Origin of the sequence: Ruegeria hyattellae (assembly GCF_041537925.1) — a bacterium.
In the GTDB taxonomy this organism is placed as follows: Bacteria; Pseudomonadota; Alphaproteobacteria; order Rhodobacterales; family Rhodobacteraceae; genus Ruegeria_C.
Map to the genome: position 1 here is coordinate 111,496 of NZ_JBGOSH010000008.1, position 24,538 is coordinate 136,033.

Below are 24,538 nucleotides of genomic sequence, written 5' to 3' on the forward strand. Positions count from 1 at the left end.
GTCTGGGGGGACCAACACCAAATCCGCCCCCTGCCAACCCCAGTATAGAGGAGCACGCCGGTGCCTTCATTCTCGAGCACACTAGAACAAGCCATCCACGCGGCTCTTGCAGCTGCGAATGAACGGCGCCACGAATTCGCAACGCTCGAGCACCTGCTTCTGGCACTGCTCGACGAACCCGACGCGGTGCGGGTGATGAAAGCCTGCAGTGTCGATCTGGATGAGTTGCGCGGAACCCTGGTCGAATTTATCGACGAAGACCTGTCAAACCTGGTAACCGATATCGACGGGTCCGAGGCGGTGCCGACCGCAGCGTTCCAGCGGGTTATCCAGCGTGCCGCGATCCATGTGCAAAGCTCTGGCCGGACCGAAGTGACCGGCGCCAATGTCCTGGTCGCCATCTTTGCCGAACGCGAAAGCAACGCGGCCTATTTCCTGCAAGAACAGGATATGACCCGCTATGACGCGGTGAACTTCATCGCTCATGGCGTGGCCAAGGACCCCGAATATGGCGAAAACCGCCCGGTCTCAGGCTCTGATGAGGCCGAGGAAGAGACCCAGACGACAGCAAGCGAACCGGAACAGAAGGAAAGCGCGTTGTCGAAATACTGCGTCGACCTGAACGCCAAAGCGCGTGACGGCGATGTCGATCCGCTGATCGGTCGTGACCTTGAGGTGGAGCGCTGCATTCAGGTGCTGTGCCGCCGCCGCAAGAACAATCCGCTGCTGGTGGGCGACCCCGGAGTTGGCAAGACCGCCATCGCGGAAGGTCTGGCGCGCAAGATCGTTAATGGCAACACACCCGAGATTCTGTCGGGCACCACGATCTATTCGCTCGACATGGGCGCGTTGCTTGCGGGCACCCGGTATCGTGGCGATTTCGAGGAACGGCTCAAGGCCGTCGTCTCGGAACTGGAGAACCACCCCGACGCAGTGCTGTTCATTGACGAGATCCACACGGTGATCGGTGCCGGTGCCACTTCGGGCGGCGCGATGGATGCCTCGAACCTGCTCAAACCCGCCTTGCAGGGCGGCAAGCTACGCACCATGGGCTCGACCACCTACAAGGAATTCCGCCAGCATTTCGAAAAGGACCGTGCTCTGTCGCGCCGGTTTCAAAAGATCGATGTGAACGAACCCACGGTCGAAGACAGCATCAAGATCCTGCGCGGCCTGAAACCATATTTCGAAGAACATCACGACATCAAATACACCGCCGACGCGATCAAGTCTGCGGTCGAGCTGGCGGCGCGCTACATCACCGACCGCAAACTGCCCGACAAGGCCATCGACGTGATTGACGAGGCTGGCGCAGCCCAGCATCTGGTGGTGGAAAGCAAGCGCCGCAAGACTATCGGCGTGAAAGAGATCGAGGCCGTGGTCGCCAAGATCGCCCGCATCCCGCCAAAAAACGTCACCAAAGACGATGCCGAGGTTCTCAAGGACCTCGAAGCCTCGCTCAAGCGCGTGGTGTTCGGACAGGACAAGGCCATCGACGCACTCTCCAGCGCGATCAAGCTGGCCCGCGCGGGCCTGCGCGAGCCTGAAAAGCCCATCGGCAACTACCTGTTTGCCGGTCCCACCGGTGTCGGCAAGACCGAGGTGGCGAAACAGCTGGCCGATACGCTGGGGGTCGAACTGCTGCGTTTCGATATGTCGGAATACATGGAGAAACACGCGGTCAGCCGCCTGATCGGTGCGCCTCCGGGCTATGTCGGATTTGACCAGGGCGGCATGCTGACTGATGGCGTCGACCAACACCCGCATTGCGTGCTGCTGCTGGACGAGATCGAAAAGGCGCATCCGGATGTGTTCAACATCCTGCTGCAGGTGATGGATCATGGCGAGTTGACCGACCACAATGGCCGGACGGTGAATTTCCGTAACGTTGTCCTGATCATGACCTCGAATGCCGGGGCGCAGGAACAGGCCAAGGAAGCCATTGGCTTTGGTCGTGACCGTCGCGAAGGCGAGGACACCGCTGCGATCGAGCGGATGTTCACGCCGGAGTTCCGTAATCGCCTGGACGCGGTGATCTCGTTCGCGCCGTTGCCGAAAGAGGTTATCCTGCAGGTGGTCGAGAAATTTGTCCTCCAGCTTGAGGCGCAGCTGCTGGATCGCAACGTGACCATCGAACTGACCCGACCGGCCGCCGAATGGCTGGCTGACAAAGGCTACGACGACAAGATGGGCGCCCGCCCGCTGGGCCGCGTCATTCAGGAGCACATCAAGAAACCGCTGGCCGAAGAGCTGCTGTTCGGCAAACTCGCCAAGGGCGGGGTGGTGAAGGTCGCTATAAAGAACGGCGAGTTGGATCTGCAGATCAACGGCCCGCGCCAGCCGCGCATTCCGGGCGACAAGCCTCCGCTGCTGACCGCGGATTGATGTACGGGCGACTGCTCGCAACACTTGCGCTCGCTGCCGGTCCGGCGGCGAGCGATCCGGTCCTGAGCTTCCCGGTTGACTGCAATCTGGGTGAAACCTGCTATATCCAGCAATTCGTTGACCGTGATCCCGGCGCCGGTGCCCGGGATTTCATGTGTGGCGCGCTGTCTTACGACGGCCACAAAGGCACCGATTTCGCACTACCCACTTTACGCGCCATGCAGCAGGGCGTGGATGTACGCGCCGCCGCCCCAGGTATCGTGCAGGGCACCCGCAATTCAATGCCCGACCAGCTTTATTCCAATGACACGACCGCGCAGGTCGACGGGCGCGAATGCGGCAATGGCGTGGTGCTGAAACATCCCGATGGCTGGGAAACCCAGTATTGCCATCTGCGTCAGGGGTCGGTCCGCGTCAGCTCCGGCGAGATCGTCGATGCTGGTACCGTGCTGGGTCAGATCGGGCTGAGTGGTAAGACCCAATTCCCGCACCTGCACCTTTCGGTGCGCAAGGGCGGACAGGTGATTGACCCTTTTGACACCTCCGACCGGGCACAGTGTGGACAAACCGGTGCAAGCCTCTGGGCCGACACGCCAGATTATATCCCGGGTGCGCTGATGGATGTGGGCTTCGCCCCGCAGGTTCCCGAATTCATCGATGTTCTCGCGGGCGACGCCGCGCAGCAGGTGCTGCCCGAGCAAAGCTCCGGCCTGGTCTTGTACGGCCTCGCCTATGGTGGACTGAAAGGCGATGTACTGCGGATCGAAATCATCGGCCCGGACGGACCTTTCGGCGGGCAACAGGTCGCATTGGAGCGCAACCGCGCGCGATTCTTTAGGGCTTACGGCAAACGTTTGACCGCTGATCGCTGGCCGTCCGGCACCTATACCGGCACGGTGAGCCTGCTGCGGAATGGGCAGGTGATCAGCCGGAAATCGACGACGGCGACCGTCCAGTAACCATCGCCTTTCACTTCTCGGTCAGTTTCAATTCGATCCTCCGGTTCTGCGCGCGGGCTTCATCGGTATCCGCTGTATCGAGCGGCTGGAATTCACCAAATCCGTTCGCCGCCAGCCGGTTGGGCGCGATCCCCAGCGCGTTCACCATATAACGAACAACCGACAGTGCCCTGCCCTGGCTGAGCTCCCAATTGTCGCGATAACGCCCGGTGCCGCCAAGCGGCGTGTCGTCGGTATGGCCATCGACCCGGATCACCCAGTTGATCTCGGGCGGGATATCGCGTGCGATGCCACGCAGGATCTCGGCGATCTTGGCGATCTCGAACCGCCCCTCGGGTGACAATGTCGCCGAACCGGGCGCAAACAAAACCTCGGAGGAAAAGACAAAGCGGTCGCCCTCGATCCGCACGCCTTCCTGCTGACCCAGCACATCGCGCAGCCGTCCGAAAAACTCTGACCGGTAGCGTTCCAGATCCTTGGCTTGCGCCTGCAGGTCCTCGGCCTCCGCTTCCAGCCGCTTGCGTTCTGCTTCTTCCAAGAGGCGCCGCCGCCGCTCTTCGGATGCGGCACGGGCCAGCGCGGTGTTGAGGTCCTGACCCAGCGACTGCAACTGCACCTGTGCCGCCTCATCGCGCGCCTTGTAATCGTCCAGCAGCGCCTGCAACCCGCCCAACTGGCTGCGCAGCGCCGCTATCTGCTGGTTCAGCAGCGCCGTCTGGCGCTGCGCCTCGGCCGAGACCTCCTGCTCTGCCGCGAGCAAGGCGCGGGCCTGCGCCAGCAGCGCGGCGCGGGTATCGGCCTCATCGGCCTTGGATCGGGCAGCCTCCAGATCGCCCTTCAGCGCATTCCTGGCCGCATCCGCTGCCGCCAGCAGCGTCAGCGTCTCTTCGGCCTCCTTGCGCTGCGCCTCAAGCGCCAGCGTCATTGCGGTCAGTTCAGTATCGGCATTGCGCAGCCGCGCCCGCAGCGCTTCGGCTGCGGCAGCTTCGGCCAGCCGCGCCGCCTCTTCCGCGTCAATCTGGCTCTGCAGCGCTGCGATCTGCTCACTGCTTTCCGTGCTTTTGCTTTGCAGATCGGCCACCAGCGCCTCAAGCGCTTCACGGCGCGCAGCAGCAAGGCGGGCCGCCTCGACCTGCGCATCGACCTCGTTGCGCGATTGCGCCAGCGCAATGTTGAGTGCCTCTTGTTCCGAGAGCAATTGCTCCTGCAGGGCCGCGAGATTGTCCACATTGGCCAGGGCCGCATCGCGATCGGCGATCAGTGCCGCAACCTGTACCTCAAACGCGGTGATCTGTGTCTGCGCCTCGGTCAGGGCGGCATCCTGCCGATCCCGTTCCGCCGTCAGGGTTGCGATCAGGGTCTGCGCCTGCGTCAGACTGCCCTGCGCCTCGGACAGCGTGGCGTTCAGCGCACCCACCCGTTGCCGCAACTGATCGTTTTCCTGTTCTTCCAGCCCTAACGCCTGGGCCAGCGCCGAGACCTCATTCGACAGCGCGTCCAACTCGCTTTCCTGCCCCGAAATCGTTTCGCGCAGCACGAATTGCACCACCATGAAGATGGTCAGCACAAAGGTCAGCACCATCAGCAGCCCGGTCATCGCGTCAACGAATCCGGGCCAGACCGAGCCCTGGAACCGTTGACCTGTGCGCCGGGACAGAGCCATGGGTCAATCCTCGTCCACGATGGGCGTGTCGCTGCGGCGAGTCAGCGCCGTGACGAGCGTGTCGATATCCCTGCGCAGCTCGGCCATGCTTTCCTGCCGTCCGGCCGAAATCTCTTCGAGGATGCGCAGCATTTGCACATCGATCGAGCGCAGCCGCATCCGGCTTTCGGCATCAAATCCGTCGCTGTATTCATGGCTGCGCAGCAGTTCCACATGCGCTTCCTGATTGGCGGCAAGACGTTCCAGCGCGCGGGTGACACCGTCTGCATCGGATTGGCGCTGGTTCATCTGGGCAATCGTGTTGACCAGATCGCCCATCTTTCCCGCAAGCGCTGCACGGTCCTGTTCGGAGCTTTCGAACATCACCCGCAGCCCATCCATCTGCTCGGTCATCGCCTCCATCACGCCATCCATGACGCCCGCATCGGACCCGCCATCATCGCCGGATGAGAACCCGACCCGGGTGATGGTCGACAGCCATTCCTCCAACTCGCGATAGAACCGGTTCTGGCCGTGGCTGGCAAAAAGCTCCAGCAAGCCGACGATCAGCGACCCGGCAAGACCCAACAGGGATGACCCAAAGGCAACGCCCATACCCTGTAGCTGCGTTTCCAGACCAACCATCAGCCGGTTGAACACCGCCAGCCCCTCTTCACCCTCTTGGGGATTGAGGCTGCGGATGGTGTCGACAATGGCAGGAACCGTCGTGGCAAGACCAAAGAAGGTGCCCAACAATCCCAGGTAAATCAGCACATTGGTGATGTATCGGGTGATCTCACGTTCTTCTTCGATCCGCTCGGCCACCGAATCAAGGATCGAGCGGGTCGAGGTAGAGCTGATCTGCATCCGCGCACTGCGCGCGCTGAGCAGCGTGGCCAGCGGCGCCAGAAGCTGCGGCGCGGGAATGCCCTCGCGTTCAAACCCGCCGACAAAACCATCGATCCAGCGCACCGATCCGATCAGCTGGAAGACCTGCCAGAAACAGGCCAGAACGCCGATGACAAAGACCAGTAGGATAAAGCCGTTCAGATACGGGTTCGCTTGAAACACCGAGGCGACGCGCGGCAGCGCCACGAAGACGCCGAACCCCGACAGGCCAATTACGACCAGCATCATGATGATCTGCCGGAAGGGGCGCGAGAATTGCGGTCTCGCCTCGAAACGTGCCTGCGCCATGCGCGTGTCCTGATTTTCTGCTCTGGCTTGAACCTACCGAAAAGCCACCCGCAAGGCCAAGGCTTTATGCGGTCAAGGCGCGGACACGCGTGGTCAGCCAGTCCAGATCAGGGTCGCTCAGCCCGATCTCGGCCAAATGTTGCGCCGTATTGTAGAGATAGTCGGTATTCGGCCCGCGCCCGCCCGCTGCGCGGGCAATGATATGGGCCTGGTCCTCAAGCGCGAGGCCGCCGCAATATTGCACATGATGGGGGTCGATCACATAGGTGACAGCGGTGACCTGCTCGCCGCTTGCCAGTTCAACCTCCAGAATCCGTTCCAGATAGGCAGACGAGATCAATTCGCGTTCGCGCAGCTCGGCCAGCGTCTGGTCCTCGTGCCCCGCCTGCACTGACAGGGCAAGGCCCTGGCAATGGGCCCCAGCAACCTCGTCCAGCGCCAAAACCAGCCCCGGCTTTTCTTCGGTACCCCGGTGGTGAATGGAACTCATGCAGAAAGATCGCGCATAGCCATGCAACGTCGCAACCGCGCTCCGGTCCACCGGAAAGCCGGGGTTCCACAAAAGCGAGCCATAGCCGAATACCCACATCGTCATCGCACTGGTCCTTGCCTGTTTCGCCCTATAAATACCAAATCAAAGCCGGTAAAAAGGGGCCAATCGAGCATGCGCCGTTTGCTGAAACTCGCCATTCTGGTGATCGTGCTGTGGTCAGGCTATTGGTTTGCCGCCGCCTACGGGCTGCGCAGCAGCATTGCGGCGTGGTTTGCCGCACAAGAGGCACGTGGCTGGCAGGCCGATTACGCCGCGATCTCGACCGCTGGTTACCCGCTGCGCCACCGGACCACGCTGACCAGCCCGGCCTTGGCCGACCCGCGTACCGGGACCGCCTGGCAGGCCGACCGGATCGCGCTGGACAGCCCCGCGATCTGGCCCGGGCGGCAGACCCTGCGCTTTGCCGACACGCCGCAGCGCCTGTCCTATTTCGACCAAACCGTCGTAGTGACAGCGCAGGACATGACCGCCGACCTGCATCTGCATCCCGGTATCCGGCTCGAATTGCGGCGCATGTCCCTGACTTCGGGTGGCTGGAGCATCGATACCGCGGACGGCACGGTTCTCGAGGCCGACACGCTGTCCCTTGCCATGGCGCAGGAGGGTCAATCCGACAGCTACACGTTCGGGGTCACCGCCGAGGGGTTTTCCCCCGGAAACACCCTGCGGCGCTTGCTGCACTCTGACAGCGCCCTGCCCCGCAGCTTCGAGGCGCTTGAGCTTGATATGGTGGTCCGCTTTGACAAGCCCTGGGACCGCAGCGCGCTAGAGGAGCGCCGCCCGCAGCCGCAGATGATCGACCTACGCCTGGCCGAGATGCGCTGGGGTGAATTGCGGCTTTTCGCGACCGGAGAGCTGGATGTCGACCCGCAGGGCATCCCCACCGGAGAGATCGCGCTCAAGGCGGAAAACTGGCAGGAAATGCTGGCCATGGCGCAGGCGGCAGGCGCCATTCCCGAACAGGCGGTCGGCCCAACAAGCCGCGTTCTGGGCATGCTGGCGGGGCTAGGCGGCAACCGCAGTTCACTGGACGTGCAGCTGAATTTCCGCGACGGGTTCGTCGCACTTGGCCCGATCCCACTGGGACCGGCACCCCGGCTGATCCTGCGCTGAAGACGCCCTTGCCCGTTCACAGGTTGTTAGGCTTGATCGCAATCTGGCTGACATAGGACATGAAGCCAAAGAACTTGTCGGCCTCAACCCGCCGCCGTGCCTCTTGCTTCAGCGCGTCGGCCGTTTCCGGGAACAGTAGGCCGGTTTCCACCATCCGATCCGCACCTCTTTCAATCACGGTCATGAAATAGGCGGCCTCGCCTTCCGCGACATAGCCGTGTCCCTGCCGTGACCCGAGCGCAAATCCCGCCCCCGTCAGCATCTCGGTGATCTGGCGCATGATCCACAGATTCGTCACGTTCTGGTTGATCATGAAACGGATGATCTGATCCAGCGGGTCAAAATCCGAGATCTGGGCTGTGGCGGTATCGTAATCCCCGTCACAGATCACCAGCGTTCCCCCGGGTTTTAGTACCCGAAACGCTTCGGTAACGGCCTCTTGCGGCTCGGGAACATGGCACAGCAATGTATGCATCAGGACAAGGTCAACCGAAGCGTCCCGCAACTCGGTCCGCTTGGCGTCACCTGTTTCAAAACTTAACCGGGGATCACCTGAAAAATGGGATTGCGCCCGCGCCACCATCACCGGCGACGGCTCGATACCAAGCGCCCGCGCGGCCCCGGCCATGGAAACCAGATCACGTGTCACATGACCGGTTCCCGAACCAAACTCGACAGCGAACGCACCTGCGTGCAGTGAAAGCCCGCTCAAATAGGCACGCCGGATCTCGATCTGGGCAGGCTCCAGACAGCGCGCCTCCATCGCGTCTGCGATCTGGGCTTGGGTGCTCTGGTTCTGTGCTGCAAGGTTTGAATAGGGGTCTGACATGGTGCGGCATCCAATGTTGAAGCTGGGCGCAGCATATCAGATTTTCTCAAAGACCTCTCATCCACCACAGTTTACGCGCAGCGGGCAAACGAAGAAGGGCCGCGCAATCCGCGCAGCCCTTCCAAATTCCGTGAATCTGGCGAAGATCAGTTCTTCGCGTAGAATTCCACGACCAGGTTCGGTTCCATCACCACCGGATAGGGCACATCGCCCAGCCCAGGTGCGCGCACGAACGTGGCAGTCATTTTCGAATGATCGACATCGATGTAATCGGGCACGTCACGCTCGGCCAGGCCAGCGGCTTCCAGCACGATAGCCAGTTGCTTGGATTTGTCGCGCACTTCGATCACGTCGCCTTCCTTGACCCGGTAGGACGGGATGTTGACGCGCTTGCCGTTCACCTTCACGTGGCCGTGGTTCACGAATTGACGGGCAGCAAAGACGGTCGGCACGAACTTGGCGCGATAGACGACGGCGTCCAGGCGGCGCTCCAGCAGGCCGATCAGGTTTTCGCCGGTATCGCCGGTCACACGCACAGCATCGGCATAGATGCGGCGGAACTGCTTTTCGGTCAGATCGCCGTAGTAGCCCTTGAGCTTCTGCTTGGCGCGCAGCTGGATACCGAAATCGCTGAGCTTGCCCTTGCGGCGCTGACCGTGCTGGCCGGGGCCGTATTCGCGGCGGTTGACGGGGGATTTGGGACGGCCCCAAATGTTTTCGCCCATGCGGCGGTCGATTTTGTGCTTGGCAGACGTGCGTTTGGTCACGGCTGATCTCCTTCTTTAGGTCGAGGTCCGGATGGACCACTATGAAGGGCGTTGTCCTCTTGGGTCTGACCCCATGACAGGCATCCCCTTGCGGGGGCCACCAACACCAATGAATCCGCGCTTATAGAGATGCCGTGGGGCGAGTCAACCGTGTTTTTGCACCAGCCGGCGCGCGGTAGGTCAGAGCAGCAGGCCGGTTTGGCCGCCCATGTCCAACCCCGGGAACACCGTGCGTTCCAGCGTGGATCGGTCCAGCCCCGCAACACCCTGCAATACGCCCGCGACATAGGCCCTGAGATCGGCGGTTGGCATCAGGTCGCGCCGGTCGAGCAACGCGCTTTCCTGCAGGCCCGGCCAGTCGCCCAGCACCTGACCGCCCCGCACCGCGCCACCGGCAAAAAGCAGCGCGCCGCCAGTGCCATGATCGGTGCCACCGGTACCGTTCTGACGCACGGTGCGGCCGAACTCGGTCATGGCCAGCACCACGGTCTTGCCCCAGACCGGCGCGCCCAGCTCACGCTTGAGCGTCAGGATGGTCTGCGACAGTCGCTTCAGCGCCCGGGTCAGCCCTTTGGTCTGCGCCCGGTGAGTGTCCCAGCCATTGAGCGAAAAGCCGACGACCCGCGCTTCGCCGCGTAGCTGCTCTGCGGCATAGTTGGCGATGTTCACATGCTCGGACACTCGGCTGCGATGTCCTTTGGCAGGTCCATCGGCACCGGCCTCACCCTCCTGTCCGTCCCCCATCAGCGCCATGGCCTGTGCATAGGCCCCATGGAACAACGGGTCTTCGGCCATCATCTGTTCGGCAAGCAGGGCAGCCTGCGGGCTGAGTAACAGGGCCGTATCGGGGTACCAGTCGGTCACCGAGGTGTCTCCTGCCAGCAGCTTCATCTCGCCATGACCCAGCGCGAAACCGGTGCGCGCCGACACGCCCGGCACCTGCCCCATAGCCCGATTCAGCCAACCGCCTGCCACATCGCCCAGCCCCATGCTGCCCGCTTCCAGCAGGTCCTGGCCGTCGAAATGGCTGCGCTTGTCGCGATACGGCGTGGCAACCGCCTGCACTGCACCGAGTTCGCCGGCCCGCCAGAGCGGCAGCAGCGGTTGCAGCGCCGGATGCAGCGCATAGAACCCGTCCAGATCAATCACAGGATCTTCCGGTCGCAAAAGTCTCTTCCGCGCGCCGGCATAATCGGGGTCACCATGGGGGCGCACCACGTCCAGCGCGTCCATGCCGCCGCGCAGGATGATCACCACCAGCCTTGTGTCCCAGGGGGCGGCGGCAAAGCTGACGCGGGTCAGCAGAGGGCTGGCCGCTGCCGAGCAACCGACAAGGGTCGATCGGGTCAGAAAGCCGCGTCGTGTCAGATCAGGTATCATCGCATGCCCTCTCCTATCGCCTCTGAAACGTCGGCGATGCCAGCACCAGACCCACCCCTTCGGCCCGCGTTTCTGCGGCCTGCGCCGCAAACCGCACCGATGCAGGCGCATAAGAGCCCAGTGCATCCCACTGGAACCGCCTCGGGTCGGGCAGGTCGTCAACCAGTTGCCTGGGCCGGTTCATGGCCCATGATATCCGGCTTGCCAGCCCCTGTGGTGTGATCCAGGCGGTATCCTCTTCGGGCCAGCCATCCGGACCGTCTGGCGACAACCAGGGCTGTCCCATCCGGGTCAGTGGCTGCCCAATCCGGCGACGCAACCGGCCGGGACGGTCCAAATCCAACCGGTCGGGACGCACATGCAGCGCCCGGCAGGCCGAGGCCACAAAGTCGGCCGGGGGCTTCACATTCATCAACGCGGGCTGCCAGGCCGCCGGGTGTTCCAGCAACGCGCCATAAACCGTCAGCAGATGGCCGTCGCTTTCACGGTAGCGCCGCGCCACATGCGCGACCAGATCGGGATCGGGCTGATCCGAGACAAAATGCACCACCATCTTGCGGGCAATGTGGCGGGCGGTATCGGGATGAACCGACAGATCGCGCAGGAACTCCAAAACCGGAGACAGAGTCGCCTGTGCACCGCCATAGGCCTGGCCCAGAACCGTCTCGCCCCCGGGTTGGGCAAAGTCGGCCCGGTAGCGGAACCCGCCCGCCCAGTCATAGCTCAACCCGGCGAACAGCTCGGCCAGGGCGCGGATATCGGCCTGTGTATAGGCGCCATCGACGCCCATCGTGTGCAGTTCCAGCACCTCTCGTGCGAGGTTTTCGTTCAGTCCCCGGCCCGGCCTTTTCCGGGCGATCGGGCTATCGGGACCAACCGAATAGGCCTGATCGAGATATTGCAGCATCAGCGGATGGGTGGTGACGGAAATCAGCAAATCCGAGAAATACCCGGTCATCTTCGGGCGAATCGCCTGCTCCAAATACGGCAGGCTTGAATACCGGATCGCGCCATTCTTGCCGCGCGCGGTAAAATGATCTGCCCAGAAAAACGCCAGCCGTTCGCGCAGCCCCGTGCGGGTATCGGTCCAGCGCATCAGTGTATGGGCAAACCAAACCGACGCGTCGCGCCGGGCCTGATTGCGCGTCGCGTCAATCTGGTCGCGCAGCTTGCCTTTCGCCTCATCCCCTTTGGCCTTGCGAAACGCCTTCCAGAGGGCGGCGAGGTCGATCATCCGGTCCTGGTACCGGTCAAACGGTTCGATCGGATAAGTCCGGGCCATCTCATCCGGCCCGGTCAGCCCGTCCAGCAGGTCACTGACCGATCGTGGCGGAGGCACAATCGGAGACAACCCGCAGCCAAACCGGATCGCCGCCAGTTCCGGAGAATATCGCACCGCTGCCCTCCTCAGATCGCGGGTGAACCAAGACCTAACATAAGGGTCCGGACCACCGAAATCACGTTCTCAAGAACATTAAACGCGGACCGGTGCGTTTTCCGTCGCACGCTGGCAGATGTTTGCGAACAGGACGTGGTTATTCCTGCGGGATCACGCGCAGGCCAAGCTCCATCAACTGGTCGCTGGTGGGCTCTGACGGCGCCGACATCATCAGGTCCTCGGCACGCTGGTTCATCGGGAACATGATGACCTCGCGGATGTTCGCCGTATCGGCCAGCAGCATCACGATCCGGTCGATGCCTGCCGCGCAGCCACCATGCGGCGGGGCACCGTATTGGAACGCGTTGACCATACCGCCGAAACGCTTCTCGACCTCGTCTTTGCCGTAACCGGCGATTTCGAAAGCCTTGAACATGATCTCAGGCTTGTGGTTCCGGATCGCGCCCGAGACCAGCTCGTAGCCGTTACAGGACAGATCATACTGATAGCCCAGCACCTTGAGCGGGTCACCTTCCAGCGCGGCCATGCCGCCCTGCGGCATCGAAAACGGGTTATGTTCGAAATCGATCTTGCCGGTTTCCTCGTCCTGTTCGTAGATCGGGAAATCGACGATCCAGGCAAAAGCAAAACGGTCTTTGTCGGTCAGGCCCAGCTCTTCGCCGATCACATCGCGCGCCTTACCTGCAACCTTTTCAAAGGCTTTCGGCTTGCCGCCGAGGAAGAAAGCGGCGTCGCCGACCTCAAGCCCCAGTTGCTGGCGGATCGCTTCGGTGCGTTCCGGGCCGATGTTTTTGGCCAAAGGCCCTGCGGCCTCCATGCCATCGCCCTGATCGCGCCAGAAAATATAGCCCATGCCGGGCAAGCCCTCGGCTTGGGCGAACTTGTTCATCCGGTCGCAAAACTTGCGGCTGCCACCTGTGGGCGCGGGAATGGCGCGGATCTCGGTGCCGTCCTGTTCCAGCAGCTTGGCGAAGATGGCAAAGCCCGAGCCACGGAAATGCTCAGAGCAGTCCTGCATCTTGATCGGGTTGCGCAGGTCGGGCTTGTCGGTGCCATACCAGAGCGCCGCGTCGCGATAGGAGATTTGCGGCCAGTCCTGATCGACCTTCTTGCCCTCTCCGAACTCTTCGAACACGCCCTGCAGCACCGGCTGGATCGTGTCGAACACGTCCTGCTGTTCGACAAAGGACATCTCCAGGTCGAGCTGGTAGAAATCGGTGGGTGAGCGGTCGGCGCGCGGGTCTTCGTCACGGAAACACGGCGCGATCTGGAAATACTTGTCAAAGCCCGAGACCATGATCAGCTGTTTGAACTGCTGCGGGGCCTGCGGCAGGGCATAAAACTTGCCCGGATGCAGGCGCGAGGGCACGAGAAAGTCGCGCGCGCCTTCGGGGCTGGAGGCGGTGATGATCGGCGTTTGGTATTCGCGGAACCCCTTGTCCCACATGCGACGGCGCATCGAGGCCACCACGTCCGAGCGCAGGGTCATGTTGGCCTGCATCGCCTCGCGGCGCAGGTCGAGGTAGCGATAGCGCAGGCGGGTTTCCTCGGGGTATTCCTGATCGCCGAACACCATCAGCGGCAGTTCGCCCGCATCACCCAGCACTTCGATATCTCGGATGAAAACCTCGATCTCGCCGGTTGCGATCTTGGGGTTGATCAGGCTCTCGTCGCGCGCCTTCACGTTGCCGTCGATGCGGATGCACCATTCGGACCGGACCTTTTCGATCTCGGCAAAAACCGGGCTGTCAGGGTCGGCCATCACCTGCGTCACGCCGTAATGGTCGCGCAGGTCGATGAAAAGCAGCCCGCCGTGATCTCGTACCCGATGCACCCAGCCGGACAGGCGGACGGTCTCGCCGACATTGGCGGCGGTCAGGTCGTTGCAGGTGTGGCTGCGATAGACATGCATCGGAGAATTCCCTTCGGGCGCAGAAATGATCGCGCCGATACACCCCGGCTTGCGCGGGAAGTCAAGGGAGCACGGGGTGGAACCGGCTCAAAACGGGCGCACAACGTTTCCGGAATAGAAATAGACGCCCAACCCCACCGCAAACAGGATGTTTCCGGCAACAGCGTGTAGCAGCACCGCGTAAACAAACGAGCCACGCTGCCGGTACGCCCAAGAGAACAGCAAGCCACCGGCAAAGGTCATCAGTGCGACCAGCCAGCTCCAATACATCAGATGCGCGAAGGCGAAGATCGCGGCGTTCAGAATGTCGGCGCGCGCACCCTCGGGCAGGATCGTGCCGTAGCGGCGGAAGAACAGCGGCCGGAACAGCAATTCCTGCGGCAGGGCCGACACCAGCGGGTATCCAAGCCAGATCATCGCCAGCAGTTCGGGGCGCTGGCGCAGCAGAAAGAACGCAGCCTCGGGCCGCAGGGCATAGATCAGGCCCGTGCAGAACCCCAGCGTCACAACCGCAAAGAACGCCACCTCGCGCCACGTCCATTCACGCCAGCCATGGCGCAGTTCGGCCCAGCGGAAATCAGGGGTGAAATTCAACAGCCCAAGACCCAGCCCGGTGAAGGCAAAAAGTGCCGGAAACATCATGGTTGGTGGCAGGAGCACTGCAATGGACACAGGAGCCGCCAGATAGAACAGAGCAAACTCAAGCTTCAGCCGCCGGTCGCTCGGCGTGTTGTAGAGGGAAAGATCGTTAAACAATATCAACCAGCTCCGCCCGGATCAGCCCCCGCAGGGAATTGCCCATTGATATGAGCCGGGCCGCGTGCAGGTCGTCAAGAGTGACAATCTGCTCGCGGGCATTGCCCTGCGCCAAAATCTCCTGCCGCAGGATGCCGGGCAGCAAACCGCATGAGAGTGGTGGTGTCATGACCTGTCCAGACTTTTGCGTGACAAAGAGGTTGGTGATCGTGCCTTCGCATAGCTCGCCCTTTGTGTTCAGGAACAGCCATTCATCCACACCCTCCGGCAACGCCTTGCGGGCCGCATCATAAAGCGCGCGCCGCGTTGTCTTGTGGCGCAGCCAAGGGTTATCGGGGTCCAGGCGTTCGGGAGCGATGGCCACCCGCCAAGGATCGGGCGAAGGCGTCAACGCGCCGGTGGTCAGGTTAAACCCTCCCATCGCGTCCAGCGTCAACCGGCAGCGCAACGGCGCGTCCCCCTCCACCCCGCGCAGGCAAGTCATCGCTGCGGCCCGGTCGAACGGCATGCCCAGCGCCTGCGCCGAGCGCGCCATTCGGTCCAGATGCAGATCCACCCGAACAAAGCTGCGTGCCGGATCGTAGCCCAGCGTTTCAATCAGGCGGAAATCAGGCTCAGTTGGGTGGCGAAGCGGGCTTTCCATAGCGCCTCCTCATATTCCGAGGCGCAGGTGCTGTCCCAAACGACACCGCCGCCCACATTCAGGGTCACCGCGCCATCCTCGACCATCAGCGTGCGGATCGCCACGTTGAACTCTGACCGCCCGTCCGGCGCAGCCCAGCCAATGCTGCCGCAATATATGTCGCGCGGCCAGGGTTCCAGATCGCGCAGGATCTCCATCGCCTTTATCTTGGGCGCCCCGGTGATCGAGCCACATGGAAAAAGCGCCCGCAGGATATCCGACAATTGCATACCCGGCGTCAGATGCGCCCGCACCAGCGACGTCATCTGATGCACCGTGGCGTAGGTTTCGACATGGAACAGTTCCGGCACCTTCACCGTGCCCGGTATCGACACCCGGCTGATATCGTTACGCAGCAGGTCCACGATCATCAGGTTCTCGGCCCGGTTCTTGATGTCTCCCGCCAGAAACACGCGGTTTCGTTCATCCTCGTCGGGATCGACGCTACGCGGCTGAGTGCCTTTCATGGGGCGGGTCTCGATCACGCCGTCCGCGTCTGTGCGAAAGAACAGCTCGGGTGAGCGGCTGAACAGATCGGGCAGCCCCACTTGCGTGACCAGCGCGCCATGAAGGACTGGCTGCACGCCGCAGAGCGCGGAATAGAGCGCGGTTGCCTCGCCATCGATGTCCAGATCGATCGGAAAGGTCAGATTGGCCTGATAAATATCGCCGGCCCCAATGGCCTCATGCACACGGTCAAAGGCACGCAGATAGCGGGCCTCGTCCCAGCGCGGCCTTGGCTGCGAGAGCGCCGCAGCAGGCATCTGCGCGTCCTGCACTTCGGGCGCGTCATAGACGCCAAAGCACAAAAGCGGCAGCCGTCTGCCCTCGGGCAGCAGCGGTGTAAGCCGGGGTTCCAGCACATAGCCCAGCTCATAGCTGGCATAGCCTGCTAGCCATTTACCGGATGCGCGCGCGGCATCGATGCGTGCCAATGCCGCTGGCACATCCGCCGCCGCATCCGCGCGGATCACCTCAATGGCAGAGGTAAACGCCGTGCCCGGACCGGCCGGGCCCTGATCAAAGCGTATGTCCACATCCAGCCCCGTGTCAGAGGGCTCCGGATATAGAGGAACCACAGAAAACTGGAAGGGGGAAAGCGGCAGGTCGTCACCGGTTTCCGATACCCCTTGCACCTTTTCGCGCGCTCCCTATAACGCAGAACAATTTGGGCGCAGGCGTGCGCCCGTTGACTCGCGACATCACAGGGGTTTGGGCCATGCCGAAGAGAACCGACATCCAGTCGATCATGATCATCGGGGCGGGACCCATTGTCATCGGACAGGCCTGCGAGTTCGACTATTCCGGCGCACAGGCCTGCAAGGCCCTGCGCGAGGAAGGCTACCGGGTCATTCTGGTGAACTCGAACCCGGCCACGATCATGACCGATCCTGGGTTGGCGGACGCCACCTATATCGAACCTATCACGCCTGAAGTGGTCGCCAAGATCATCGAAAAGGAACGCCCCGATGCGCTGCTACCCACAATGGGCGGGCAGACCGGCCTGAACACCTCGCTGGCTTTGGAAGAGATGGGCGTGCTTGACGAGTTTAATGTCGAGATGATCGGCGCGACTCGCGACGCCATCGAAATGGCCGAAGACCGCAAACTGTTCCGCGAAGCGATGGACCGGCTGGGTATCGAAAATCCCAAGGCCACTATCGTTACCGCGCCCAAGAACGAAGATGGCAGCACCGATCTGGATGCGGGCGTGCAGATCGCGCTGGGCGAACTGGAAGGCATCGGCCTTCCGGCCATCATCCGTCCCGCCTTTACCATGGGTGGCACCGGTGGCGGCGTGGCCTATAACCGCGAGGATTACATCCATTTCTGCCGCACGGGCATGGATGCGTCACCGGTGAACCAGATCCTGGTCGATGAAAGCCTGCTGGGCTGGAAAGAATTCGAGATGGAGGTGGTCCGCGACAAGGCGGACAACGCCATCATCGTCTGTTCCATTGAAAACATCGACCCGATGGGCGTGCATACCGGTGACTCGATCACTGTGGCCCCTGCCCTGACGCTGACCGACAAGGAATACCAGATCATGCGCAACGGCTCGATCGCCGTGTTGCGTGAGATCGGCGTGGAAACCGGCGGGTCGAACGTGCAATGGGCGATCAACCCAGATGACGGCCGGATGGTTGTGATCGAGATGAATCCGCGCGTGTCACGCTCGTCCGCGCTGGCGTCCAAGGCGACCGGGTTCCCGATTGCCAAGATCGCGGCGAAACTGGCTGTGGGGTACACACTTGACGAGCTGGACAATGACATCACCAAGGTCACGCCCGCCTCGTTCGAGCCGACCATCGACTATGTCGTCACAAAAATCCCGAAATTCGCCTTTGAGAAGTTCCCCGGCGCCGAGCCGTACCTGACCACCGCGATGAAATCGGTGGGTGAGGCGATGTCCATCGGCCGCACCATCCATGAATCGATGCAAAAGGCGCTGGCCTCGATGGAATCCGGTCTGACCGGCTTTGATGAGGTCGCCATTCCCGGCCTCAGCATTGGTCCCTGGGACGAGGCCGACGACAAAGCCGCCGTGATCAAGGCGATCAGCCAGCAAACGCCCGACCGGTTGCGCACCATTGCGCAGGCCATGCGGCACGGGCTGAGCGACGAAGAGATCTTTGGCGTCACCAAGTTCGACCCCTGGTTCCTGGCCCGCATCCGCGAGATCGTCGATACCGAAGCGCAGGTCCGGCGCGACGGCCTGCCGGTCACCGAAGAGGGCCTGCGTGCGCTCAAGATGCTGGGCTTCACCGATGCCCGCTTGGGCGCGCTCTCGGGCCGGGACGAAGACAATGTGCGCCGCGCCCGGCACAATCTGGGCGTTTCGGCCGTGTTCAAGCGCATCGATACTTGCGCTGCCGAATTCGAGGCGCAGACGCCTTACATGTACTCGACCTACGAGGCGCCGATGATGGGCGATGTGGAATGCGAAGCGCGGCCCTCGGATCGCAAGAAAGTCGTCATTCTGGGCGGCGGCCCGAACCGGATCGGACAGGGCATCGAGTTCGACTATTGCTGCTGTCACGCCTGTTATGCGCTAACTGACGCGGGCTACGAGACCATCATGGTCAACTGCAACCCCGAGACCGTGTCGACCGATTATGACACCTCGGACCGCCTGTATTTCGAACCGCTGACCTTTGAACACGTCATGGAGATTCTGACCAAGGAACAAGAGAACGGCACCCTGCACGGCGTGATCGTTCAGTTCGGCGGCCAGACCCCGCTGAAACTGGCCAATGCGCTGGAGGCCGAGGGCATCCCGATCCTGGGCACCACGCCGGACGCGATCGATCTGGCCGAAGACCGCGAGCGCTTTCAGGCACTGGTCAATGACCTGGGCCTGAAACAGCCCCGGAACGGTATTGCCTCGACAGACGCGCAGGCGCTCGCGATCGCCGAGGAAATCGGCTTCCCTCTGGTGATCCGCCCCTCCTATGTGCTGGGCGGTCGCGCGATGGAGATCGTGCGCGACATGGCTCAGCTGGAACGCTACATCAGCGACGCCGTGGTGGTCTCGGGGGACAGCCCGGTGCTGCTCGACAGCTATCTAGCCGGGGCCGTGGAGCTGGACGTTGATGCGATCTGCGATGGCACCGATGTGCATGTGGCGGGCATTATGCAGCATATCGAAGAGGCGGGCGTGCATTCGGGCGATTCAGCTTGCTCGCTACCGCCCTATTCGCTGTCGAAAGAAATTATCGCACAGATCAAGGACCAGGCGTACCAGCTGGCCAAGGCGCTGAACGTGGTCGGGTTGATGAACGTGCAGTTTGCCATCAAGGACGACGAGATCTACCTGATCGAGGTCAACCCCCGTGCCTCGCGCACCGTGCCGTTTGTGGCCAAGGCCACTGACAGCGCCATTGCCTCGATCGCCGCGCGGGTGATGGCCGGTGAGCCGCTCAGCAACTTCCCGATGCGCCCGCCCTACAAACATGTCGACGACACCAAGATTGCCGACCAGATGACACTGGCCGATCCCAATATGCCGTGGTTCTCGGTCAAAGAGGCAGTGCTGCCCTTTGCTCGATTCCCGGGCGTCGACACGATCCTTGGCCCCGAGATGCGCTCGACCGGTGAGGTCATGGGATGGGACCGCGACTTCCCCCGCGCCTTCCTCAAGGCGCAGATGGGCGCGGGCATGGTGCTGCCCTCCTCGGGCTGCGCCTTCATCTCGATCAAGGATGCCGATAAAGGCCCAGACATGCTGGAGGCTGCGACCGTGCTGGTGGATCAGGGCTTTACCCTGGTAGCGACCCGCGGGACGCAAAGCTGGCTGGATGGGCATGGTGTGCCCTGCGGTGTGGTCAACAAGGTCTATGAGGGGCGCCCGGATGTCACCGACTTGATGAAGAACGGCGGCGTGCAGCTGGTGATGAACTCGACCGAGGGCGCACAGGCGGTCGAGGATTCCAAATCGATCCGCTCGATCGCGCTTTATGACAAGATCCCCTATTTCACCACCGCCGCCGCGTCCCACGCCGCCGCGTTGGCAATCCGCGCGCAGGCAGACGGGGATGTCGAGGTGAAGTCGCTGCAGATGTGAGTGCGGCTAGACGGCATCCTCGCGCGGGCATCCTGCCTGCGCCGGAGGTCGCTCGCGGATAAACATCACCATCGCCGCAAGTCCGACCATCGCGAAGGGGATACAGGCGAGAAAGACCCAGTTGGAGACGGTGGCAGCGGTGCCCTCGCGCTCCAGTTCTAAAAAACCGGTCGCATTCGCCACCATGCCGACGCAGACCGCGCCCAGCGCGTATCCAGCGCGTTGCACCGTCGGGATCGCGCCCGATACGCGCTGTACCTCACCCGATGGCGCCAGCGCCGTGCAGCGGCGCAGGATGAATGTCCAGGCCATGCCGAACCCGCCGCCTTCGAGCACGGCCATCATCGCGATCAGCCAGAGTGGGCCGCGCGGCACTGCATAAAGGAAGCCGGGGATGCTGAGACAGACAAAGCTCATGCCCAGCGCGATGAAAAGCCGGTCATAGCGCTCGGGTGAGCCGCTGACCAGAACCGCCGTCAGCGTCCAGCCGACCGAAGAGCAGACGATGATATAGCCCACCGCAAGGGGTGCGGCATCGTGGATGGCGGTGATCAGCAAGGGGCCGAAGGCGGTGATCGCGATCGTGGCCATCGACAGGCCCAGGATCATCAGCAGTGCCGCCCCGGTCGGTTGGCGGAGGTCGAACGGGGCCAGCGGCAGCAACCGGGTCTCGACGGCGCGACCGTCCAGCCACAGGAACGCGGCCAGGCAGGTCAGCCCCGCGACCATCAGCGCAGGCGTGCGCAGGGCGCCGATCTCAACCCCCGCCGAGGCGACCAGGACGACCCCCGCCGACAACAGCGCCAGACGTTTGAGAGGGAACCGGCCCGGTGCGTCTGCACCGCGCGCGGCATCCGGTTCCGGTCGCAGCATGATCCAGAGCGCCAGCGCAACCGCTTGCAGACCAAAAAACGCGAACCCCCAACGCCAGCTGGCATATTCCACGAACAGCGCCGCGATCAGTGGCCCGATGAAGGCCGACACACCCCAGAGGGTGGAAATGGCCGCCATGACCCGCGCCGTATGGCTGCGCGGAAAGATCACGCCCGCCGCTACAAAACCCAGCGCAACCAGCCCGCCGCCGCCCAGCCCCTGCAACAGCCGGCCCGTCAGCAGCAACGGCATGGTCGGACTGAGCGCACTGGCAAGACAGCCCGCGGCAAAAAGCGACGCGGCGCAGATCATCGGCCTGCGCAGCCCGTGGCGCATCGCCAGCAAGGCGCTGGCGCTGCCTGCGATGATCGACCCGATCTCATAAAGCGACACCGACCAGCCCACCAGCGCGGCGCCGCCGACCTCAGCCACGATGGCGGGCAGCATGGTCGCGACCATCAGGCTGTCGGCGGCATGCAACCAGACCGACAGGCAGATCAGCGCCAGCGCGGCGGCATGGGACCCGGTCAGCAACGCATGCCAGGACACGCCGCCCGAAGCCGGAGATTCAGGGAGTTCGGACAGGTCGGTCATGGTCTTCTCCGCGTGACTATGACCTTGCTACGACCTCAAGTCTGGTTGAGGTCAAGCCCTTCCTGCCTCTTCCGACCCGTCAGTCCTCGGCTATCGGCTTGGCCAACGTCCCCGGCAGCGCTCCTTGTCGGTTACGGACGTAAAGCTGGGCCAGCGCCGCCGACATCACCCGGGCAATAACGCCATCAGCCCGGCTGGTCAGCATGATCGGCACCCGCGCACCCAGAACCAACCCGGCGCTGCCCGCGCCCGCCAGATAGGTCAGCTGCTTGGCAATCATGTTGCCCGCCTCCAGATCCGGAGCGATCAGAACGTCGGCCTGCCCCGCCACCGGTGAGACGATCCCCTTGGATGCAACAGCCTCGGGCGAGATCGCATTGTCGAAGGCCAGCGGCCCGTCCAGCGCGCCGCCCTTGATCTGGCCGCGATCCGCCATCTTGCACAGCGCCGCCGCCTCGACCGTCGAGGGGATTTTCTCGGTCACCGTTTCCACCGCCGACAGGATTGCGACCTTGGGCACGTCAATGCCCAACGACTGCGCCAGTGCGATCGCGTTGCGGATGATATCTGCCTTGGTTTCAAGATCGGGAAAAATGTTGATCGCCGCGTCCGTCACCAGCAGCGGCCGGGGATAGCGCGAGACATCCAGAACAAAGACATGGCTCATCCGCCGTTCGGTGCGCAGCCCGGTTTTCGAATGCACGACCGCACCCATGATCTCGTCGGTATGAAGCGCGCCTTTCATCAACGCCTCGACCTTGCCTTCGCGCACCAGTTCGACCGCGCGTTCGGCAGCGGCATGGCTATGCGGCGCGTCCTCGATCTCGATCCCGGTCAGGTCGATACCGGCCTCGGCGGCGACGGCCTCGATCCGGGGGCGCGGACCAACCAGCACTGGCACGATCAGGGTTTCCGCGCGCGACTGCAGCGCGCCGTGCAGCGAATGCTCGTCACAAGGGTGCACAATCGCGGTGCGGATCGGATCATGCGGCCGCGAGCGCAACAAAAGCGCCTCGAAACAGGGCATGTTCCGCCCTTCCAGCAAACCGCTTTTCGGGGCGGATTTGGTGGAGGGATCGTCGTCGTTGGGGGAATACGTCGGTGTCATCGCACTCTCTCTGCGCTGATGGGTTGCATTGGCATCAGCCTAGGTCCGTTCACCGCGTGTGTGCAGTGTGAAAAGCCCCTTTCGGTCAAGATGACGCGGCGCAACGCCTCTTGAACCCTGATGTCGCCCACAGCATCTTAAGCGAGTCGTCATTTTGCAGGAGCAAGCCATGTACACGCCCGCCATCACAGGCACCGGTGTTTTCACGCCAACCGATGTGGTCACCAATGCCGAGCTGGTTGCGGCGTTCAACGCCTATGCGGACAAGTGGAATGCCGCGCATGCCGACGAAATCGCCGCGGGCACTGCAGAGCCGATGCAGCATTCGTCGGAAGAGTTCATTCTCAAGGCCAGTGGGATCGAGAATCGCTATGTGATGGACAAGACCGGCATCCTGAACCCCGACGTGATGCACCCGTTGCTGCGCCAGCGCAGCGATGACGAACCTGGTCTGATGACCGAAATGGCGGTGGATGCGGCTGAAAAGGCTCTGGCACAGGCCGGTCGTGGGCCGGGTGATATCGATGCGGTGATCTGCGCCGCCTCGAACCACGAACGCGCCTATCCGGCAGTGGCGATCGAGGTGCAGAACGCGCTTGGCATCGACGGATTCGCTTTTGACATGAACGTGGCCTGTTCCTCGGCCACTTTCGGTCTGCAGGCCGCCGCCGATATGATCCGGTCGGGCAGCATCCGCGCGGCCCTTGTGGTTAACCCCGAAATCTGCACCGCGCATCTTGAGTGGCGCGACCGGGACTGCCACTTCATCTTTGGTGACGTGGCCACGGCGGTGGTGCTGGAACGCGCCGAGGACGCAAAGGGCACGCATTTCGATGTGCTCTCGACCCGCTGCGCCACCAAATTCTCGAACAACATCCGCAACAATAACGGCTTTCTGCGCCGCTCGCGTCCGGATGGCATGCAAGACCGGCGCGACATGCAGTTCATGCAGAACGGTCGCAAGGTGTTCAAGGAAGTGCTGCCAATGGTCAGCCAGCACATCGCCGATCACATGGCCGACGAAGGCGTCACCAGCGCCGATCTGAAGCGCCTGTGGCTACATCAGGCCAACAAGACGATGAACGACTTCATCGGCAAGAAGGTCCTTGGTCGCGATCCCGAGGCGGGCGAGCAGCCCAACATCCTGCAGGATTACGCCAACACCTCGTCGGCAGGATCGATCATCGCGTTTTCCAAATACTCCGATGATCTTTCCGAAGGTGACATTGGCCTGATTTGTTCCTTCGGCGCGGGCTATTCCGTGGGGTCGGTGATTGTCCGGCGGCAGAGCTGATCACATAGCGCGAAACCACTCCCGACGTCGGTCTGGTAAGTGTACGAGACCCGCACCCGACCAGTTTTGAGCTTAGACTCTGACTATTCATCCTTGGGTCGAAGCGCGTGGAGCGCTCGCAGCAGCGCGCCTGCATTTTCGTCGGCGGTGAGCTTTATCATGCTAGTGTGTATCTGCGGCCCGTAGATACCCCACATGCGCAGCCGCAACTCAGCACCCTTGTCAGTGACCCGCAGGATTTTTGCCCGCTTGTCGGTGTCGCTGGCGGTTTCATGCACCAAGCCGCGCTCAATCAAGCTGCGCAACACGCGCGACAGGTTGGATTGCTCAAACAAGAGCCAGTCTCGCAGATTGCTGGCCCGCACCCCGTCCGAACCGGCCATCTCTATCGCCCAAAGCACATCATACCATTTCAGAGGTGGCAGCCCGCCCGCGGCAAGCGCGCGCTCCATCTCGCGATGAACCATTCGATGTGCCCGGTTGAGAGCAATCCAGAGACGCGTTTCTTCTTCCGTAGGCAACATGTCGCAG

Annotated in this window: 19 protein-coding genes; 5 read left to right on the plus strand and 14 right to left on the minus strand. The window is 62.6% G+C overall.

The window, feature by feature from the left end; genetic code table 11:
• Window positions 1-60: 60 nt before the first annotated feature.
• Together clpA and AB1E33_RS18510 are read left to right on the plus strand one after the other, a co-directional pair.
• The gene (gene clpA, locus AB1E33_RS18505) at window positions 61-2,385 is read left to right on the plus strand and encodes an ATP-dependent Clp protease ATP-binding subunit ClpA (RefSeq protein ID WP_372578749.1); all 2,325 of its coding nucleotides are present in this window, start codon (window positions 61-63) and stop codon (window positions 2,383-2,385) included.
• Entirely contained in the window at window positions 2,385-3,344 is a 960-nt protein-coding gene (locus AB1E33_RS18510; RefSeq protein WP_372578750.1) for a M23 family metallopeptidase, read from the plus strand. Before clpA ends, AB1E33_RS18510 begins: the two co-directional genes overlap by 1 nt.
• A gap of 10 nt (window positions 3,345-3,354) precedes the next feature.
• On the opposite strand, the gene AB1E33_RS18515 is transcribed toward AB1E33_RS18510, so the two are convergent.
• From AB1E33_RS18515 to AB1E33_RS18525, 3 genes are all read right to left on the minus strand, one after another.
• Complete coding sequence (locus AB1E33_RS18515) at window positions 3,355-5,007, minus strand: peptidoglycan -binding protein (RefSeq protein WP_372578751.1); 1,653 nt, start codon at window positions 5,005-5,007, stop codon at window positions 3,355-3,357.
• A gap of 3 nt (window positions 5,008-5,010) precedes the next feature.
• Complete coding sequence (locus tag AB1E33_RS18520) at window positions 5,011-6,183, minus strand: biopolymer transporter ExbB (RefSeq protein WP_372578752.1); 1,173 nt, start codon at window positions 6,181-6,183, stop codon at window positions 5,011-5,013.
• Between the two features lie 64 nt (window positions 6,184-6,247).
• A complete protein-coding gene (locus tag AB1E33_RS18525; RefSeq protein ID WP_372578753.1) occupies window positions 6,248-6,778 on the minus strand; it encodes a gamma-glutamylcyclotransferase in 531 nt (176 codons plus the stop codon).
• A gap of 69 nt (window positions 6,779-6,847) precedes the next feature.
• On the opposite strand from AB1E33_RS18525, the gene AB1E33_RS18530 reads away from it, so the two are divergent.
• On the plus strand, window positions 6,848-7,849 hold the full coding sequence (locus AB1E33_RS18530; RefSeq protein WP_372578754.1) for a DUF2125 domain-containing protein: 1,002 nt from the start codon (window positions 6,848-6,850) through the stop codon (window positions 7,847-7,849).
• Between the two features lie 16 nt (window positions 7,850-7,865).
• Here AB1E33_RS18530 and AB1E33_RS18535 read toward each other — a convergent pair whose 3' ends face one another.
• The 8 genes from AB1E33_RS18535 to AB1E33_RS18570 all read right to left on the minus strand — a co-directional run bounded on the left by AB1E33_RS18535 (window position 7,866) and on the right by AB1E33_RS18570 (window position 16,611).
• Window positions 7,866-8,678 carry a methyltransferase domain-containing protein gene (locus tag AB1E33_RS18535; protein ID WP_372578755.1) on the minus strand — a complete coding sequence of 271 codons (813 nt, stop codon included), beginning with the start codon at window positions 8,676-8,678 and terminating at the stop codon, window positions 7,866-7,868.
• Between the two features lie 146 nt (window positions 8,679-8,824).
• Window positions 8,825-9,445 carry a 30S ribosomal protein S4 gene (rpsD, locus tag AB1E33_RS18540; protein ID WP_372578756.1) on the minus strand — a complete coding sequence of 207 codons (621 nt, stop codon included), beginning with the start codon at window positions 9,443-9,445 and terminating at the stop codon, window positions 8,825-8,827.
• Window positions 9,446-9,625: 180 nt separating this feature from the next.
• A complete protein-coding gene (locus tag AB1E33_RS18545; protein ID WP_372578757.1) occupies window positions 9,626-10,825 on the minus strand; it encodes a DUF1501 domain-containing protein in 1,200 nt (399 codons plus the stop codon).
• A 13-nt stretch (window positions 10,826-10,838) separates the two neighbouring features.
• Window positions 10,839-12,221, minus strand: a complete 1,383-nt coding sequence (locus AB1E33_RS18550; RefSeq protein ID WP_372578758.1) for a DUF1800 domain-containing protein — start codon at window positions 12,219-12,221, stop codon at window positions 10,839-10,841.
• A gap of 139 nt (window positions 12,222-12,360) precedes the next feature.
• A complete protein-coding gene (gene aspS / locus AB1E33_RS18555; RefSeq protein ID WP_372578759.1) occupies window positions 12,361-14,136 on the minus strand; it encodes an aspartate--tRNA ligase in 1,776 nt (591 codons plus the stop codon).
• 87 nt (window positions 14,137-14,223) lie between these two features.
• Entirely contained in the window at window positions 14,224-14,892 is a 669-nt protein-coding gene (locus AB1E33_RS18560) for a CPBP family intramembrane glutamic endopeptidase (RefSeq protein WP_372578760.1), read from the minus strand.
• Complete coding sequence (locus AB1E33_RS18565; protein ID WP_372578761.1) at window positions 14,885-15,535, minus strand: aminotransferase class IV family protein; 651 nt, start codon at window positions 15,533-15,535, stop codon at window positions 14,885-14,887. The genes AB1E33_RS18560 and AB1E33_RS18565 overlap by 8 nt, the downstream gene beginning before the upstream one ends.
• Window positions 15,490-16,611 carry an aminodeoxychorismate synthase component I gene (locus AB1E33_RS18570; RefSeq protein ID WP_372578870.1) on the minus strand — a complete coding sequence of 374 codons (1,122 nt, stop codon included), beginning with the start codon at window positions 16,609-16,611 and terminating at the stop codon, window positions 15,490-15,492. Before AB1E33_RS18570 ends, AB1E33_RS18565 begins: the two co-directional genes overlap by 46 nt.
• 182 nt (window positions 16,612-16,793) lie before the next feature.
• On the opposite strand from AB1E33_RS18570, the gene carB reads away from it, so the two are divergent.
• A complete protein-coding gene (gene carB / locus AB1E33_RS18575) occupies window positions 16,794-20,138 on the plus strand; it encodes a carbamoyl-phosphate synthase large subunit (protein WP_372578762.1) in 3,345 nt (1,114 codons plus the stop codon).
• 6 nt (window positions 20,139-20,144) lie between these two features.
• On the opposite strand, the gene AB1E33_RS18580 is transcribed toward carB, so the two are convergent.
• Both AB1E33_RS18580 and AB1E33_RS18585 read right to left on the minus strand, forming a co-directional pair.
• Window positions 20,145-21,605: an MFS transporter gene (locus AB1E33_RS18580; protein WP_372578763.1), complete on the minus strand. Its 1,461-nt coding sequence runs from the start codon at window positions 21,603-21,605 to the stop codon at window positions 20,145-20,147.
• A gap of 79 nt (window positions 21,606-21,684) precedes the next feature.
• Window positions 21,685-22,713 (minus strand): bifunctional enoyl-CoA hydratase/phosphate acetyltransferase, encoded by a 1,029-nt coding sequence (locus tag AB1E33_RS18585; protein ID WP_372578764.1) that lies wholly within the window; start codon window positions 22,711-22,713, stop codon window positions 21,685-21,687.
• A 169-nt stretch (window positions 22,714-22,882) separates the two neighbouring features.
• Between AB1E33_RS18585 and AB1E33_RS18590 the strand changes: the two genes are divergently transcribed.
• Window positions 22,883-24,007, plus strand: a complete 1,125-nt coding sequence (locus AB1E33_RS18590) for a beta-ketoacyl-ACP synthase III (RefSeq protein ID WP_372578765.1) — start codon at window positions 22,883-22,885, stop codon at window positions 24,005-24,007.
• Between the two features lie 83 nt (window positions 24,008-24,090).
• Here the strand turns inward: AB1E33_RS18590 and AB1E33_RS18595 are convergent, their stop codons facing one another.
• Window positions 24,091-24,531: a MarR family winged helix-turn-helix transcriptional regulator gene (locus AB1E33_RS18595; protein WP_372578766.1), complete on the minus strand. Its 441-nt coding sequence runs from the start codon at window positions 24,529-24,531 to the stop codon at window positions 24,091-24,093.
• Window positions 24,532-24,538 lie beyond the last annotated feature (7 nt).

Excerpts from the sequence above, each read along its gene's own strand:
- AB1E33_RS18535 (WP_372578755.1), bottom strand. The coding sequence starts at position 8,678 with ATGTCAGACCCCTATTCAAACCTTGCAGCACAGAACCAGAGCACCCAA.
- carB (WP_372578762.1), top strand. The coding sequence starts at position 16,794 with ATGCCGAAGAGAACCGACATCCAGTCGATCATGATCATCGGGGCGGGA.
- AB1E33_RS18525 (WP_372578753.1), bottom strand. The coding sequence starts at position 6,778 with ATGACGATGTGGGTATTCGGCTATGGCTCGCTTTTGTGGAACCCCGGC.
- AB1E33_RS18530 (WP_372578754.1), top strand. The coding sequence starts at position 6,848 with ATGCGCCGTTTGCTGAAACTCGCCATTCTGGTGATCGTGCTGTGGTCA.
- AB1E33_RS18585 (WP_372578764.1), bottom strand. The coding sequence starts at position 22,713 with ATGACACCGACGTATTCCCCCAACGACGACGATCCCTCCACCAAATCC.
- AB1E33_RS18590 (WP_372578765.1), top strand. The coding sequence starts at position 22,883 with ATGTACACGCCCGCCATCACAGGCACCGGTGTTTTCACGCCAACCGAT.
- AB1E33_RS18545 (WP_372578757.1), bottom strand. The coding sequence starts at position 10,825 with ATGATACCTGATCTGACACGACGCGGCTTTCTGACCCGATCGACCCTT.
- aspS (WP_372578759.1), bottom strand. The coding sequence starts at position 14,136 with ATGCATGTCTATCGCAGCCACACCTGCAACGACCTGACCGCCGCCAAT.
- AB1E33_RS18580 (WP_372578763.1), bottom strand. The coding sequence starts at position 21,605 with ATGACCGACCTGTCCGAACTCCCTGAATCTCCGGCTTCGGGCGGCGTG.
- AB1E33_RS18510 (WP_372578750.1), top strand. The coding sequence starts at position 2,385 with ATGTACGGGCGACTGCTCGCAACACTTGCGCTCGCTGCCGGTCCGGCG.
- AB1E33_RS18595 (WP_372578766.1), bottom strand. The coding sequence starts at position 24,531 with ATGTTGCCTACGGAAGAAGAAACGCGTCTCTGGATTGCTCTCAACCGG.
- AB1E33_RS18515 (WP_372578751.1), bottom strand. The coding sequence starts at position 5,007 with ATGGCTCTGTCCCGGCGCACAGGTCAACGGTTCCAGGGCTCGGTCTGG.
- AB1E33_RS18520 (WP_372578752.1), bottom strand. The coding sequence starts at position 6,183 with ATGGCGCAGGCACGTTTCGAGGCGAGACCGCAATTCTCGCGCCCCTTC.
- AB1E33_RS18565 (WP_372578761.1), bottom strand. The coding sequence starts at position 15,535 with ATGGAAAGCCCGCTTCGCCACCCAACTGAGCCTGATTTCCGCCTGATT.